Annotated in this window: 15 protein-coding genes and 1 riboswitch; of the genes, 3 read left to right on the top strand and 12 right to left on the bottom strand. The window is 59.2% G+C overall.

What is annotated here, in order from left to right:
* Nucleotides 1-85: 85 nt before the first annotated feature.
* On the bottom strand, nucleotides 86-598 hold the full coding sequence (locus G6L97_RS15940; RefSeq protein ID WP_174003390.1) for a BA14K family protein: 513 nt from the start codon (nucleotides 596-598) through the stop codon (nucleotides 86-88).
* A gap of 176 nt (nucleotides 599-774) precedes the next feature.
* Here G6L97_RS15940 and G6L97_RS15935 point away from each other — a divergent pair, with 176 nt between their 5' ends.
* Nucleotides 775-1,485, top strand: coding sequence for a GntR family transcriptional regulator (locus G6L97_RS15935; RefSeq protein WP_025595694.1), 711 nt, complete (start codon nucleotides 775-777; stop codon nucleotides 1,483-1,485).
* 49 nt (nucleotides 1,486-1,534) lie between these two features.
* Here G6L97_RS15935 and G6L97_RS15930 read toward each other — a convergent pair whose 3' ends face one another.
* Both G6L97_RS15930 and alr read right to left on the bottom strand, forming a co-directional pair.
* A complete protein-coding gene (locus G6L97_RS15930) occupies nucleotides 1,535-2,791 on the bottom strand; it encodes a D-amino acid dehydrogenase (RefSeq protein ID WP_003510835.1) in 1,257 nt (418 codons plus the stop codon).
* Between the two features lie 7 nt (nucleotides 2,792-2,798).
* Entirely contained in the window at nucleotides 2,799-3,965 is a 1,167-nt protein-coding gene (gene alr / locus G6L97_RS15925; RefSeq protein ID WP_174003388.1) for an alanine racemase, read from the bottom strand.
* A gap of 127 nt (nucleotides 3,966-4,092) precedes the next feature.
* Between alr and G6L97_RS15920 the strand changes: the two genes are divergently transcribed.
* Nucleotides 4,093-4,551, top strand: coding sequence for an Lrp/AsnC family transcriptional regulator (locus G6L97_RS15920; RefSeq protein WP_003500727.1), 459 nt, complete (start codon nucleotides 4,093-4,095; stop codon nucleotides 4,549-4,551).
* 96 nt (nucleotides 4,552-4,647) lie between these two features.
* Here G6L97_RS15920 and thiD read toward each other — a convergent pair whose 3' ends face one another.
* From thiD to G6L97_RS15895, 5 genes are read right to left on the bottom strand one after another with little or no spacing between them, the layout of a single operon-like run.
* Entirely contained in the window at nucleotides 4,648-5,445 is a 798-nt protein-coding gene (thiD, locus tag G6L97_RS15915; protein WP_174003385.1) for a bifunctional hydroxymethylpyrimidine kinase/phosphomethylpyrimidine kinase, read from the bottom strand.
* Nucleotides 5,442-6,104 (bottom strand): thiamine phosphate synthase, encoded by a 663-nt coding sequence (gene thiE / locus G6L97_RS15910; protein ID WP_065703059.1) that lies wholly within the window; start codon nucleotides 6,102-6,104, stop codon nucleotides 5,442-5,444. The genes thiD and thiE overlap by 4 nt, the downstream gene beginning before the upstream one ends.
* Nucleotides 6,091-6,831 carry a hydroxyethylthiazole kinase gene (locus G6L97_RS15905; protein ID WP_019564651.1) on the bottom strand — a complete coding sequence of 247 codons (741 nt, stop codon included), beginning with the start codon at nucleotides 6,829-6,831 and terminating at the stop codon, nucleotides 6,091-6,093. The genes thiE and G6L97_RS15905 overlap by 14 nt, the downstream gene beginning before the upstream one ends.
* A 2-nt stretch (nucleotides 6,832-6,833) precedes the next feature.
* Entirely contained in the window at nucleotides 6,834-7,778 is a 945-nt protein-coding gene (locus G6L97_RS15900) for an ABC transporter substrate-binding protein (RefSeq protein ID WP_174003383.1), read from the bottom strand.
* On the bottom strand, nucleotides 7,775-8,560 hold the full coding sequence (locus G6L97_RS15895) for an ABC transporter permease (RefSeq protein WP_174003381.1): 786 nt from the start codon (nucleotides 8,558-8,560) through the stop codon (nucleotides 7,775-7,777). The genes G6L97_RS15900 and G6L97_RS15895 overlap by 4 nt, the downstream gene beginning before the upstream one ends.
* 128 nt (nucleotides 8,561-8,688) lie before the next feature.
* A riboswitch (TPP riboswitch) is annotated at nucleotides 8,689-8,791 on the bottom strand.
* Nucleotides 8,792-8,972: 181 nt separating this feature from the next.
* Between G6L97_RS15895 and G6L97_RS15890 the strand changes: the two genes are divergently transcribed.
* Nucleotides 8,973-10,262 (top strand): TadE/TadG family type IV pilus assembly protein, encoded by a 1,290-nt coding sequence (locus G6L97_RS15890; protein ID WP_035199432.1) that lies wholly within the window; start codon nucleotides 8,973-8,975, stop codon nucleotides 10,260-10,262.
* Nucleotides 10,263-10,347: 85 nt separating this feature from the next.
* Here G6L97_RS15890 and G6L97_RS15885 read toward each other — a convergent pair whose 3' ends face one another.
* The 4 genes from G6L97_RS15885 to G6L97_RS15870 all read right to left on the bottom strand — a co-directional run bounded on the left by G6L97_RS15885 (nucleotide 10,348) and on the right by G6L97_RS15870 (nucleotide 15,538).
* Nucleotides 10,348-12,342 (bottom strand): alpha-glucosidase, encoded by a 1,995-nt coding sequence (locus G6L97_RS15885; protein WP_174003379.1) that lies wholly within the window; start codon nucleotides 12,340-12,342, stop codon nucleotides 10,348-10,350.
* A gap of 12 nt (nucleotides 12,343-12,354) precedes the next feature.
* A complete protein-coding gene (locus G6L97_RS15880; protein ID WP_003500737.1) occupies nucleotides 12,355-13,212 on the bottom strand; it encodes a carbohydrate ABC transporter permease in 858 nt (285 codons plus the stop codon).
* 4 nt (nucleotides 13,213-13,216) lie between these two features.
* Nucleotides 13,217-14,128 (bottom strand): carbohydrate ABC transporter permease, encoded by a 912-nt coding sequence (locus G6L97_RS15875; protein ID WP_003510821.1) that lies wholly within the window; start codon nucleotides 14,126-14,128, stop codon nucleotides 13,217-13,219.
* Between the two features lie 174 nt (nucleotides 14,129-14,302).
* A complete protein-coding gene (locus G6L97_RS15870) occupies nucleotides 14,303-15,538 on the bottom strand; it encodes an ABC transporter substrate-binding protein (protein ID WP_174003377.1) in 1,236 nt (411 codons plus the stop codon).
* Between the last annotated feature and the right edge of the window lie 42 nt (nucleotides 15,539-15,580).

Below are 15,580 nucleotides of genomic sequence, written 5' to 3'. Positions count from 1 at the left end.
GGGGTGACACTTAATGAAAAGCCGCGGACGTTTCCGTCCGCGGCCTGATTATTAACAGCGATAACTTCGCAGACGTTGTCCCCGATCAGCCCGCTACGCAGAAATGACGCTGGCCGTCATTGCCGACATAGGTGCCGGAGCGGCCGTTGAAGCTGCGATAACGTTGCGAGCAATAATCGTACCAGGCATTCGTCCATGGCTCGATGGTGCGGTAGGTACGGCGTTGCTGGTAGTAGCCGGAATTATTGTCGTAGACCGGTTGGGCACGGTAAACCGGTGCCGGACGATAGGCCGGAGCGGGTCGATAAACGGGCTGCGGCTGCGGTTGATAATAGCGGTAGTCCGGCTCTTCGTACACATAGCTCGGTTCATAGCGACGCGGCGGGTCGATATAGACGCGCTCGTCGTCTACCGGTGCCGGGCGGGAAAGGGCTGAGCCAACGGCGACACCGGCGGCAAGGCCAAGCACGCCACCCAGAATAGCGGCATCGCGACGGTCGCGGCGGCCCCAGTCATCGGCGGAGGCGCTGTTGAAGGGCACGATGGTGGCGGCGGCGACGGCGATAGCCAGAACGGTTTTAGCTGCAAAGGACGACATGATCTTCTTCCATCCGGATGGCAGGGCGCTGCCAGTTGCAAATTCGATGGTTAAAGAAATATAGCGCGCCTGCTGAACGGGCGCTGAATGAATTGTGGCGGCTGGCGATAGCTCGCAATTCCTGTTTGCGCAAGCCGCGCTTGGCGCTAGAACTCAAGTTCAAACAGGACAATTCCATGAGCCTTGCCCATATAACCGTCAATTCCGATTCATCCCACGAAGACCGTGCCCAGGCTATTCGAGATACGCTGCGCGACGCCATTGTCGACCGACGGCTTGCCCCGGGAACGAAGCTGTCGGAATCGGAAGTGGGAACGCTGTTCGATGTCAGCCGCACGGTGGTGCGGGCGGCTCTTCAGATGCTGGCTTACGAAGGACTGGTCAAGGCCGAGCGCAACCGCGGCGCTTTTGTCTCCAATCCCACACCGGACGAAGCGCGGCAGGTTTTTGCTTCGCGCCGGCTGATCGAGCCCGGCGTTCTGGACGCCGCAATCGAAAAGATCACGCCTGCGGCGGTGAAGCAGCTGAGAGAGCATCTGGTTCAGGAAAGCCGCCACCAGCATGAGCGCGGCCCGCACGCCAGGCGCGCGGAAATCAAGGCATCAGGCGATTTCCACCTGATGCTGGCCTCGCTTGCCGGCAATGCCATCCTCGAAAAATTCATGGACGAACTGGTCGCCCGCTCGTCGCTGGTTATCGCGCTCTACGGGCGCTCGGGCGTTTCAAGCTGCGGCCACAACGATCATGCCGACCTGCTCGATGCTCTGGAGGCGAAGGATGCGGCAAAGGCCCGTGCCTTGATGCTGCAGCACCTCGATCACATCGAGGCCGATCTCGACCTTCGCATGAAGGAAGGATTGGCGCTGAAGGATGCACTGGCACTTTGAGCGGCCACCATCCCCGCCTTTCAGACGGGGATAAGCGCCCTGTCGCACTTCAGGCTGCGTAACGGCTGAGTGCCAGATCGTGCGTGTCTATCTCGGGCTTGTTCCCGCTGATGAGATCGGCAAGCACACGGGCCGAGCCGCAGGACATGGTCCAGCCAAGCGTACCGTGGCCGGTGTTGAGATAAAGATTGCTGTAGCGGGTGGCGCCGATGACAGGCGTACCATCCGGCGTCATCGGGCGCAGGCCGCACCAGAATTTCGCCTGGCTCTGGTCACCTGCGCCGCCGAACAGGTCTTCCACCGAATGGGCCAGAGTTTCCTGTCTTGCTGCGGGCAGATCCTTGCTGAAACCGGCGATTTCCGCCATGCCACCGGCGCGGATGCGCGAGCCGAGCCGGGTGATCGCCACCTTGAACGTTTCGTCCATCACGGTCGAAACGGGCGCGCGTTCCTCCTTCACGATCGGAACCGTGATGGAGTAGCCCTTGACCGGGTAAACCGGCAGGGTAAGGCCGAGCTGGCGGACGAATTGCGGGGAATAGCTGCCCAATGCGGCGACGAAAATATCGGCTTCCACCAGCCCCTTGGTGGTCTCCACGGCCTTGATACGGCCTGCCTCGACGATGGGGCGCATGATGCCGGTATCGTAGATGAAGGTGACACCCGCCTCTTCAGCCATGCGCGCAAGTTCGGTGGTGAACATGAAGCAGTCGCCGGTTTCATCACCGGGCAGGCGCAGGCCGCCGACGATCTTTTCCCTGGAAGGAGAAAGGCCGGGCTCGATGGCGGCGCAGCCGTCGCGGTCGAGAATTTCGAAAGGCACGCCACCTGCCGTCAGCACGTCCACATCCTTGCCGATGGCGTCGAACTGCTTCTGGGTGCGGAAAACCTCCAGTGTGCCCTGCATGCGCTGGTCGTATTCTATCCCGGTTTCGTCGCGCAGCGCCATTAGGCAATCGCGGCTATATTCGGCAATGCGCACCATGCGGCTCTTGTTGATGGCATAACGCGCCGATGTGCAATTGCGCAGCATCTGGCTCATCCAGCGCCACGCCGCCGGATCGGCGGTCGGGCGGATGATGAGCGGGGCATGTTTCATGAACAGCCATTTCATGGCCTTCATCGGAATGCCGGGCGCGGCCCATGGCGAGGAATAGCCGGGGGAAACCTCGCCGGCGTTGGCAAAGCTGGTTTCAAGTGCTGCGGCCGGCTGGCGGTCGATCACCGTCACCTTGTGTCCGGCTTTGGCCAGATACCAGGCGGAGGTCACGCCGACGACGCCGGCTCCGAGGATAGTGACGTTCATGATCGTCTCACTTATGGCTGACAGATGTTGAAGCGACGGCCGGGTTTTCGCCCGGCTGAATATAATTGCGGCGGTAACGGCGTCCGAGGCCGGTCAGGATTTCATAGGCGATCGTGCCCGCGTCCTCGGCAATGTCTTCCAGCGTCTGGTCAGGCCCGATCATCTGCACGAAGCTGCCTTGCATCAATGTTCCCAAGGGCAGGGCGGATATGTCGAGAATGATGCTGTCCATTGAAACGCGACCAGCGATGGGCAGGCGAACGCCATTGTACCATGCCGCACCGCGATTGCTGAGCGATCGCGGCAGGCCATCGGCATAACCAGCAGCGATCGTCGCAAGCCGCGTCGGCCCGGCCGCTTCGAAAGAGCCGCCATAACCGACCAGCGATCCGGCGGGAACGTCGCGGGTCTGAATAACGGCGACATCAAGCCGGACAACCGGTTTCATAGGGTTGGGACGGGTAACGGAGGGCGCGCCGCCATAAAGCGCAATGCCGGGGCGTAGCAGGGAGTTGTGATAGTCGTTGCCCAGAAAGATGCCGCCGGAATTGGAAAAGCAGACGGATACATCAGGAAAAGCGACAGCGGCTTTTCGCATCACAGAGAGTTGGGCGGCATTGGAGAGGTGATCCGGCTCGTCGGCGCAGGCGAGGTGGCTCATCACGAGGGCGATGTCGATACCATCAAGCAGTTGCGGCCGGGAGGCGAGGACTTCAAGCTCCTCGGGAGAGAGGCCGAGACGGCACATGCCGGTATCGATCTGCACTGCGGCGGGTAACGTCTTGCCAAGATTTTTGGCGTGGGCCGCCCATTGGGCGATCTGCTCGAGCGAATTTAGAACCGGTGTGACGGCCATGGCTGCGCAGGAGGTTTCGTTACCGGGTTGAAGCCCGTTGAGGACGAAAATCCGCGCTTCCGCTGAAAGACGCAGCCGGAGCGCCAGCGCTTCATCGATATGGGCGACGAAGAAATTCCGACAGCCCGCGTCAAACAGCACCTGCGAGACGATATCCGCGCCGAGGCCGTATGCGTCAGCCTTGACGACCGCTGCCGTCTGCGATGTGGGCGCCATTGCCGCAAGCGCGAGATAATTATCGCGCAATGCGCCAAGATCGATGGTCAGATGGCCGCTTGCACCACCCGCTGCCTGCTGGCGGCTGATCTGCATGTCCATGGTCGTTCACCCTCATTTTTATCATATGAGAGTATTGCAACGATTATCGAATTTCTTGGCTATTGTTCGAATAAGATGCGATAAAATTGCAATCTACGCAACTTTCATTGTCATATTGGAATTTTCTATGTCGTCACTCGACGCGACTGACCGTCACATCATCCGCCTGCTCCGGCTCAATGCCCGCATCAGCAATGCGAAACTTGCTGCGGAAGTCGGCCTTTCGGCCTCTGCCTGCCTTCGCCGGGTCGATATTCTGGAACGGGAGGGTATCATCCGGGGCTATACGGCGCTGACCAGCGGCCTTGCCGGCGGCGAGGTGATCTCGGTCATCGTGCAGATCACGCTCGACCGCCAGACGGAGGATTTTCTCAACAGGTTTGAGAACGCGGTGCGGCGTTATCCAGAAATCCGCGAATGTTACCTGATGACGGGCGGGTCGGATTATTTCCTGCGATGTGAGGCGGAAAGTGCGGGCGATTTCGAGCGCATCCATAAGGAGATTCTGTCGAAGCTGCCGGGTGTTTCGCGGATTCATTCGAGTTTTGCGATCAGGAATGTGCTGGCGACGCCGAAGGCGCGGTGAATAGTTTTTTCGAGAGGACAATTACGCAGCGGAAAATGCGGTTACCCCTCTGTCCGGCAGGACAGAGGGGGGTAAGCCTCACTCTGCGTGTCGATGTCACCCCCACCACCGATAAAAATGATGCACCGGTCCCCGACCGTTCCCGACGGCAAGCCCCCGACCAGCGTCAAGCGCCCCATTCAGATAGTCCTTCGCAAGACCAACCGCCTCACGCAATTCACAACTCTTGGCCAAATGAGCCGTAATCGCCGCCGCCAGCGTGCAGCCGGTCCCATGGTCGTTTTTCGTGTCCACTCGCGTAGCGGAAAGCGCCTGCACGGTGCCGTCTGCAAACAGATAATCCGTACTCTGCGGCCCGTCGCCATGGCCGCCCTTGATGAGCACGGCTTTCGCGCCCACCTTCAGGATCATCTCGGCCTGACGGGTGATCTCCGCCTCGGTGTCTGCAATCGGCAACCCGGTGAGAAGCGCTGCTTCAGGCAGGTTCGGCGTGACGATGGTGGCGAGCGGCAGCAGGTCGCGCCGCAATGTCTCGATCGCATCCGCATGCAATAGACGGTCGCCGGAGGTCGCAACCATCACGGGGTCGAGCACCACCGGCTGGGGCTGCTGCCGGAGCCTTGCAGCTATGGCCGCGATGGTTTCGATCCGCGATACCATGCCGATCTTCACCGCATTGACGGCAAGATCGGAAAAAACCGCATCCATCTGCGCGACGATGGTGGCGACGGAAATATCCTCCACTGCCGTCACACCTTTGGTGTTCTGGGCGGTGATGGCGGTGATGATGCTGGCGGCATAGGCGCCGAGTGCCGAGAAAGTCTTGATGTCGGCCTGAATGCCCGCGCCGCCGCCGCTGTCTGAGCCGGCGATGGTCAATGCGATTGCTGTCATGACTGTCTCGCTTTCAGCGCTGCATCGACTGCCGCGCGGAAGTCCCTGGTTGCGCTGGCAATATCGCCTGCGCGGAAGATTGCAGAAATAACGGCGACACCATCCGCACCGGCAGCGATGACGTTCGGCACGCGGGCAAGATCGATACCGGCGATGGCGCCCACCGGCATGCCCGGCCGCAATTCGCGGAGCAGAGTGCGGAGCGTCGTAAAGCCGTCAAGGCCGACAGGCTTGTCTGGATTGACCTTGGAAACGGTTTCGAACACGCCACCAATGCAGGCGTAATCGGCGGGCATGGAGGCCGCCCGCTCGCCATCGGCGCGGTTCTTGACGGTGAGGCCGATGATCGCCTTATCTCCAAGGATGCGTCTGGCGGTTTTGGCATCCATATCATCGGCGCCGAGATGCACCCCGTCCGCGCCAGAGGCGAGCGCCACATCCACCCGGTCGTTGATGACCAGCGGCACGCCCGTGCCGGCAATGGCTTCGCGAATGGCGCTGGCGTTTTCGATCATCTCCCGCGTGGAGGCGTGTTTGTCGCGATATTGCAGAATGGTCGCGCCGTTGAGTGCGGCCGCCAGAGCAAGCTCGCCCAAGGGCGCAACATCGCCGAGGCTCGCATCGACCAGCGCGTTGAGACGGTAATCAACCTTGTTCATGCTCAATCCTCGCATGGTTTATTATGTCTTCGCCGGAAATTTCTGAAAGCACATCCAGAAATGCCGGCTCGAATGTGCCGGGGCCTTTGGCGTTTTTCGCTGCCAGTTCGGCTGCGACACCCGTGATGGCGAGGGCGGCGGCGGCGGCCGTCAGTGCGTCTTTTTCCACCGCCATGAAGGCGGCGATGACGCCACCCGATAGGCAACCCGTGCCTGTCACCTTCGCCATCCACGGGTGACCGTTGACGATTCTGACGCTCCTTGTGGCGTCGCGCAGGTTATCGACAGGTCCGGTCTCTATCCTGATGGCGTTCGGAACAGCACCGATCAGGCTCATCTCAGCGCTGTTGCCGCGCACGATGGTGGGTCCAAGCGAGATCAGGTCACGCGCGAACGCCAGTCGCGATGGCGAATAGTCGCAATGCACGGGGTCCAGAATCCACGGCTTGCCAGCCGCGCGGGCGATCTCGACGGCAAATCGAATGACTTTGCGCCGGTCGGCGTCGAGCGTGCCGAGATTGATCGTTACCGCATCGGCTTTCGTGACGAAAGCACCGATTTCTTCGAGTGAGGTTGTCATCGAGGGGATGCCGCCGACGACGGTAATGCCATCCGCGGTGAATTTCTGTACCACGGTGTTCATCAGGCAATGCACGCGCGGGCGCGTCTGCCTTACCCTTTCGAGGATCTCTGCGGCCTTCGCCGCAGTCGGAAAACTGTTTGCCATGGTTATTGCAACTCCACGGCAATGTCTTCCGCCGCCGGCGCCTGCTTGATCAGTTGCATGTCCTTCATGAAAGTGCCGAAGCGTGTGTAGCGGGTGCGATCGAGTGCGGCTGGACGTTTGGCGAAACGCGGCAGCGTATCGAAAAACGCCTGTTTGTTCAGCGCGTCGTCAAGGTTCGGATAGGCCTTGATGAAAAGCTGCCAGGATTCTTGTGGGTGGTTGGTGATGAAAATCGCGGCCTGCTCAACGGCCGAGAGAAAACGCGGCAGGCGGCTATCTTTCACGAGATCACGATGGGTGACGAAGATGAGCTCGTCATAGGCGGGCACGCCATGTTCCTCGGGGAAGAACGAGCGGCCTTCGTGGCCTTCAAGCTTCATCTGCGTCAGTTCGAAATTGCGGAAACCGCCAAGCGTGGCATCGACCTTGCCCGCGATCAGGGACGGCGAGAGTGAGAAATTGACGTTGACCAGTTCCACATCGTCTTTCGTCAGTCCCTCCTTCTCCAGCATGCGCTTCAGCATTGCATCCTCGAAGCCGGAAACGGAGAAGCCGACCTTCTTGCCCTTCAGGTCCTTCAGGCTCTTGATTGGACCATCGGCCAGAACGGTGACGGTGTTCAGCGGGGTTTCGACCAGCGTGCCGAAACGGACGAGCGGCAGCCCGGCATCGTGGTCGAGATAGAGGTTCGGCTGGTAGTGTACACCGATATCGGCCTGTTTTGCCGAGACAAGACGCGGCACGGCGGATGGGTCCGCAGGCGGAACCAGCTCAACGTCCAGCCCCGCATCTGCGAACAGGCCGCGTTCCTTGGCAATCACCATCGGTGCATGGTCCGGGTTCACGAACCATTCCAGCAACACGGTAAGCTTGTCGGCCGCCTGCGATTGCACGGGCGCAAACACGCTTGCTGCCGCGAAGACGAGGGAAAGAAGAGTTCGTTTCATGGTGCCGAAAGTCTCCGCAAATGTTTGAAAGGAATGACGTGGTCTGTTTCTTTGGCCCAGGGGGCGAGGTTGGCCGTTGCCCGGTCGACGACAAGCCGCAGCAGCACCGTCATGAGGGCGAGAATGGTCATGGCGGCGAACATTGTGTCGGTCTGCATGCGGGCATTGGACTGGATCATGACAAAACCGAGCCCGGCGGAGGCGCCCACCCATTCGCCAATGACCGCGCCGAGCGGGGCGAGCGGAGCTGCGACCCTCAGCCCGGAAATGAGTGAGGGAAGCGCCAGCGGCACACGCAGCCGGGTGAGGATTTGCCAGTGGCTCGCCTCTGTCAGCGAGGCGGCATCGAGGATTGTCCGATCCGTGCGATTGAGGCCGTCGGTGAAGGCTGAAGCGACGGGGAAAAAGATGATGATCGCCGTCATGACAACTTTCGAGGCCATGCCGAAACCGAACCAGAGTACGAGAATGGGGGCCAGCACGAAGACCGGAAATGCCTGCAACACGAGAACCATGGGCCAGACGAGGCGGCCAAAACGCGGGACGGCGGCAATCGTAAAGGCAACGAGAATGCCGGCGGTAATGCCAGCCGCAAGCCCGACAGCCATTTCACCTGATGTCACCATGGCCTGTCCGAACAGGAAGGCTGGCTGGCGCAGGAGTGCTGCGGCAACATCGGCGGGCGAGGGCAGGATGTAGCGGGGCGGTGCGAACAGCCAGATGCCCAGCTGCCAGACAAACAGAATAAGAACGACGCCCTTCAGCGCATGGGAGGCACGCATCGGCCGGGGCTCAGACGCAGCCGTACCGTATACGAAGGGAAGGATGTTTCATCATCATCGTTCGGTCTCCAGCTGTGGCGATCACGGAGATCCGGGCAAAGCGGAGAAGAGAAAGGGCAGTACCGCAAACGCGCTACAGTTTCCGTTCCTACGCCGGCATGACCCGGATCAGGTTCAAGGGTCCGGCTCATCGCCATCTCAGCACCGTCAGGTGCTCCCCTCGGAAGAGACTGTTTTGCTAGGAGGGTTTTGAAGTAATGTCAACGTTGAAAGTTAACGAGAATATTGGCGAATTTGCCGCGCACATATTAGTTGTTGGTTATATTAAGTTTATCAAAAATTAGTTATTTATTGAAACCGCTTTTCAATTCCGCTGTATTAGCTTCAGCTCCCAGATTGGTTGGGGGCGAACTTGAAAAACTTCTGGCAAGAGAAATCTGGAAATTTTGGCATTCTGACCGCGCTGCTCATGGTGCCTCTGTGCGGGGCTGCCGGTGTGGCGCTCGATATTACGCGCGGCATGTCGGTCAAAGCCGATCTGCAGCAGGCGGCGGATTCCGCGGCTCTGGCGGCAGTCGCCGATATGTCCGCAAGTGTTCAGGCGGCAAAGAAGATGTCGGGGGACGGTGTCATTCCCGTCGGCAATGAAGAAGCCCGGGCATTCTTCGATGGCAATCAGCGCGGCGACGCGGACTACACCATAACCTCTGTCGATGTTTCGGTGATCAAGCACGGCAATGTGGTCGAGTCGTCCGTCAGCTTCAAGGCGTCGGTCAGCACGACGCTCTCAGGGCTTCTGGGGAAGGATTTCGTTTCGGTTGGCGGCACGGCCACGGCCAAATACGAAACGGAAACCTTCAGCGATTTCTATCTTCTGCTTGATAATACGCCCTCCATGGGAGTGGGCGCGACACCCACGGATGTTGCCACCCTGGTTGCGAATACTGGCGATAAATGCGCTTTTGCCTGTCATATCGTGAAGGACGGCGTGGCAGACCCGAACAGCTATTACTTCAAGGCCAAGAAACTCGGGGTTACGACGCGTATCGACGTGGTTGCCAAGGCAACCGCCAGCCTGATGGACACGGCAAAGTCCACGCGCAAAAGCAGCAATCAATATCGCATGGCCGTCTATACCTTCGGGGAACGGGCGGAAGATACCAAGCTGCTTGAGGTCGTTTCGCTAACCTCGGATCTGGACGCAGCAAAGAAAAAAGCTGGTGAAATCAACCTGATGTCGATCCCCTATCAGGGATACAACAACGACCAGCAAACAGATTTCGACCGGGCACTGATCCAGATTGGAGATAAGGTCGGCAGTTCGGGCACGGGCGCAAGCTCGGCGAACCCGGATAAGGTTATTTTCTTTGTTTCAGACGGGGTGGGCGACAGTTACAAGCCGTCCTCCTGTACGAAAAAACTGACGGGAGGCCGCTGTCAGGAGCCGATCGACATCAAAGACTGTACGAAACTGAAGGAAAAGGGTTTTCGTATCGCGGTGCTTTATACCACCTACCTGCCGCTGCCGACGAATGACTGGTATAATAGCTGGATCAAGCCCTTTCAGGCGGAAATCGGCTCACGCATGCAGAGCTGCGCTTCCCCGGGTCTGTACTTCGAAGTCAGCCCGTCCCAGGGCATCAGCGACGCGATGACGGTGCTGTTCAAGAAAGCCATTACATCACCACGCCTGACGGGCTGATGGCCGTCTAGCGAGGCCTGTTAAAGCATCGGTTGAACGCCGCAATATCTGCGGCGTTTTTTGGAAATGGCCGGAAGGTGATGCTTCAAGCGATATTGCGAAGCTGTTCAAATAACGCAGTAAAGGGCGTTTCAGCGCGGTAGAACACAGCCGGCTGGCCTATCGGAGCCTCCACGGTGATCTCGTGCCCGCCAAAATACCGCGCGCCACTCCAAAGATGCATCCATTCCCCATCGCCCGGAAGGTAAAGCGTGCGCTGCGTCTCCCCCGCCTTCCAAACTGGTGCGACCAGCATGTCGGCCCCGTAGAGATAGCTGTCCTGAATGGCATAGGTCTGCCGGTCGTTCTCGTGATGCAGGAAAAGCGGGCGCTGTACCGGCAGGCCGTTTTCGGCCGCTTCAGTGGAGAGCGATTTCAGATAGGGGGCGAGTGCGACATAGATTGCCGTCATGCGGGCAAAATGGCCAAGAACGGTCTCGTCCTGATCGATCTGGAGATTGTCGCGCGGGCGATTGCCCTCATGGGTTCGCATGACAGGAGTAAAGGCTGCCATCTCCGTCCAGCGCATGATGAGTTCCGGGGTTCTGACATTGCCGAACAGGCTGGTATAACCGCCAATATCGGAATGGTGATAGGCATTGCCGAGAAGACCGGAGGACAGCGCACCGCATATGACAGTGACGAGACCGTCATGGCGGGAGAAATCGACGGACTGGTCGCCGCCCCACAGCAGCGGGCAGTGGGCTTGCACACCGGTAAAGCCCGCCCGCATGAAGAACAGCGCTTCGCCGGTTTTGCCACGGCTTTCAACAGCCTTGGCGTTGACCTCTGCCCAGAGCGTCGGCCAGGCATTGTGCATCAGCTTGGCGTCGATGCCGTTCGATAGCGTGATGTCGATCGGCAGATATTCGCCGAAATCGGCCATCCAGCCGGAAAGGCCGAAATCAAGCATGTTCTTGCCGATGATCTCTTCGGAAAACCACTCGGCTGCGGCCGGATTGGTGAAATCGACCACGCCACAATCGAACTCGCCGAAATCCACGAGCGCCGTCTTGCCGTCCGCGCCGGTGGCGAAATAACCGGCGGCCTCCGCCTCCGGAAAAAGCGGGCCGTCGACGCAGAGATAGGGGTTCACGTATCCCAGAAAACGAATGCCCTGATCGGCAAGCTCGGCGATCTTCTGACGCAGATGCGGATAACGCGCCTCATTGGCCTGCCAGTCCCAGAAGAGCCGGGCGCCGAAGGATGTCTGGCGAAGCCCCACCCAGTCCTCGCACCACAGGCCGGAGACCTTGGTTCCGGCAGCGCGGATTTTTTCCAGCCGGGCAAAGGAGTTGGCGCCATCCTTTAACCCGATGATCGCGCCGCCATAGACCCACTCCGGCAGTTCCGGCTGGCGTCCGAACCGCAGCGAGAGGGCAGAAACGATATCGGTGAAACGATCGCCGGTGAAAAACTCGATCCTCTCGGGGATCGCCCATATCTCGACTTCGTGGAAATCTTCGTTGCGGAAATCGAAGACTGAATAGGCGCTGGTTTCCACATGCAGCGCATATTTGCGCGACGACAGATAGGTCGGCTGCGGGTAATTGGTGTTGTAATAATCGCCACCCGCCTTGCCGCTGACGTCAGCCTTGAAGGTGATTTCAGCGGTCTTGTCGCGGCCGACACCGGGTTCGGAGGTCCAGAGCGGAAAGCGGCGACCGCGCATGTCGAAATAGGACATCTGTTCGCCACCGCCCCAGACATGTTCGTCGTCATTTGCGATGATCCGCAGCCACAGCCGATTGATGGTTTCATCCAGCGCCGTGACCCTGATGGCATTTCCATCCAGCGCCAGATGAAGGCGCGCGGCCTGCCCGGGTGCGGAAGACAGCGTAACGCTGTCGCCACTGACTTCGGCGTGGCGGATCGCAGTTCGTTCGATGACATAGTCCTCGATATCGAAATTGCCGCGATACATATCCATCCGCTCCTTGCCGAAACCGGCGAAGAAAGCCGGGTTCTCAGGCGAATGAGAAAGAATGGTGTGGCTGCCAATCGCAAGCTTGAAGCCGTCTCTGGTCTTTTCGAATTGCATGACTGTACCTGTTTAACCCTTGAGACCGCCGGCGGTGAGGCCGGAGACGACGCGTTCCTGAAAAATGACGATCAGGATCGCAACCGGGACGATGCCGACCACCAGCGCCGCCGAGATGACGGGCCACGGGAAAGCGAACTCACCCTGGTAAAGCTGGATGCCGACCGGCAGCGTGCGCAGTGCCGGATTGGAATTGAAGGAAAGCGCCAGCAGGAATTCGTCCCAGGCGTTCACGAAAGCGAGAATGCCGGCGGTGAAGACGCCTGGCGCGCATAGCGGCACGACAACCTTGAACAGCGCGCCGATGCGGGTGCAGCCATCAATCATGGCGGCGTTTTCCAGATCGCGCGGGATGCTTTCGAAGAAGGATACCAGCATCAGCGTGCAGACCGGCAGGGAGAGCACGGTGTAAGGCAGTATAAGAGCGGTCCAGCTATTGAGCAGGTTGAGCGCACGCATGATCTCGAACAGAGGCACCAGCAGCGTTACCAGCGGGAATGTGGAAACGGCGATGATGAGCGAGAGGATCAGCGCCCGGTACTTGAGATCGAGCCGCGCAAGCGCATAGGCTGCCAGCACCGAAATCAGAATTGTGAGTGCCGTGGAAAGCAGCGCGACCATGAAGCTGTTGAACAGGAAGAGGTGCAACGGCTGGTCGGAAAAGGCCTGCATGTAATTGGCGAGCGTCGGCGCATGCGGAAACCATGTGATCGGTTTCACCGTCAGTTCCGCTTCGGTTTTCAGCGAGGTGAACAGGATCCATATTGCCGGAAACAGGCCGTTGACCAGCAATATGGAGGCGGCAATGAAGCGCAGCGGCTTGCCGGAGAAGAAGGAGGACAGACCGGAGGAGGTCGCAACGGTGCTCATGGGATCAGTCCTTCGTCCTGATAATGCGGAGATAAACGGCGGTGACGCACATGGAGAGCGCAAACATCATGACCGCCAGTGCCGAACCGTAACCGAGATCGAGGAAGGAAACAGTGTTCTGGTGAATGTACATGGCGAGCGTCGTGGTTGATGTGCCGGGGCCGCCGCCGGTCATCATGTATGGAATATCAAAAGTCTGCAGCGCCGTAATCGTACGGAAGATGAGAGCAACGACGATCGAGGGCTTTAGGAGCGGCAACGTGATCTCGAAGAACTGCCTGAGCTTGCCGGCGCCATCCACATCGGCGGCTTCATAAAGCGAGCGCGGAATGGTTTGCAGCCCTGCAAGGATCATCAGTGCCATGAAGGAGGAGGTCTTCCAGATGATGGTCAGGCAGATGGCCGCAAAGGCCCAGTTCGGGGAGTTGAACCAGATGATGCCTTCAAAGCCCAGCCGGTTCAGCACATCGTTGACCACGCCGTATTCGTAGTGGAAAAACCACGCGAAGATGAGGCCGGCGAACGAAAGAGGCAGCGCCCAAGGGATGAGCAGCGACAGGCGCATCGGCCATTGCATGGAAAACGGCAGGTTGGCGAGGAGCGCAAGGCCCAGGCCCATGAACAGCGCTCCCGGCACCGTTATCAGCGTTATCAGCACCGTATTCCAGGTCGTTTCCCAGAAAATCGGGTCATCGAGCATCGCCGTGTAGTTTTCAAAGCCGATGAATTCCGCCGGCAGACCTGATGTCAGCGAAAGGCTGAAAAACGAGGTGTAGACGAGACGCGCCACCGGATAGACGATGATAAGGGAAAGAAGAATGGCTGCAGGCGCCAGCAAAAGCACGGCAAGCGACCGGTCACCGAGATCGAGCCACCGCGTCCAGCGCGGCTGCGGTTTCTCGTCCACCCTGACCATTGTTCTCTCCGGCATCGTCACGTCTGCCACTCCCGCAACTGAATTCACGTCATCGTCTCCCGATCAGACCGGTTAAGTCCCGGCCCGTTTATCGCGCCGTTCAGGCGATTTTCACTGGTTCGGCCAAGCGGGCCGGCAACGGCATGTCCTGCATGCCGCCCCCGGCCACAGGGCTTAGCGCAATACGCGGCGCAGACGGCTTTCCATCTGCTTTGCGCCGTCTTCCGGCGACATCACGCCCGCAAGCACGCCATTGACGGTGGTGCGGATCGTTTCGCTGACCTCGTTGTAACGCGGTGTGACCGGACGTGCCTTTGCCGTTTCAACAACCGGAAGAGCATCCGCAAACCAAGGGATGGACTTGGTCACATCAGCATCCTTGTAGAGCGAGGCATAGGTGGGCAGCAGCGCGGCATTGATGGCCATGAACTTCGAAACATCCTGGCTGGACAGATATTCCACCAGTTTCTTGGCTTCGTCCTGCTGCTTGGAATAGGCGGAAACGCCGAATTCCCAGCCGCCGAGGCACGTCGTCTGCTCTCCGCCCTTGACGGCCGGCAACCGGGCGACGCCAACCTTGTCGTTCACTTGGGATTCCTTGCCCTGAAAATGGGTCCAGGCGTAGGACCAGTTGACGGCGAAGAGAACCTTGCCCGCCTGGAATTCCTTGCGCGTGTCGTCGGTCGCCACTTCGGAAATGTTCTTCTTGGAAATGCCTTCGTCGACGAAGCTCTTCCAGAGCTTCAGCGAATCCACGGCCGCCTGATTGTCGAAATTCAGCTTGCCGTTTTGAACCAGCGACTTCCCTTCGCTCCAGTAGGGCAGCAGGAACGTGCATACCGCACCTTCGATGGCCTTACCCTGGAAGGAGAGGCCCTGAAGTTCGGGGTTCTTTTCGCCCTCCATCACCTTTTTTGAGGCTTCCTTCAGCTCATCCCAGGTGGTCGGCGGCTGGATGCCGTATTTGTTCAGCAAGTCCTTGCGATAGTAGAGGAACATGGAATCGGCGAACGCCGGCAGCGCCACGATCTTGCCGTTCACGGTGTTTGCTTCTGCATAGGTCGGCAGGTAGGCGGACAAGTCTTTGCCGGAGAAATCGCTGGTCCAGCCAGCGGTTGCGAACTGTGCGGGACGGATGACATCGAGCATCAGCACGTCAAGGCTCGAATCCTTGGCAGACATGACGGTGTTGAGATATTGCGCCTGCATTTCGGAGGTATTACCGCCGGTCTCGATCACGACTTTCACGCCTGGCGTCTTCGCCTCATATTGATCGAGCGCCTTGCGCCACACGTCGGGTTGATGCTGGCTGGAAACGAAGATTTTGAGTTCGGCGTCGGCAAAGGCCTGTCCCGAAAAGCTGAGCATCGTTGCGCAGAGCGCCGCTCCCGTAAGGGCTTTGAATTTCATATTTTCCTCCCGTTATTGAAATCTTGAAGCCGGGCCGGTGGC

The organism is Agrobacterium tumefaciens, assembly GCF_013318015.2.
Taxonomy (GTDB): Bacteria; Pseudomonadota; Alphaproteobacteria; order Rhizobiales; family Rhizobiaceae; genus Agrobacterium; species Agrobacterium tumefaciens.
This window is presented reverse-complemented; position numbering and strand designations above follow the sequence as displayed.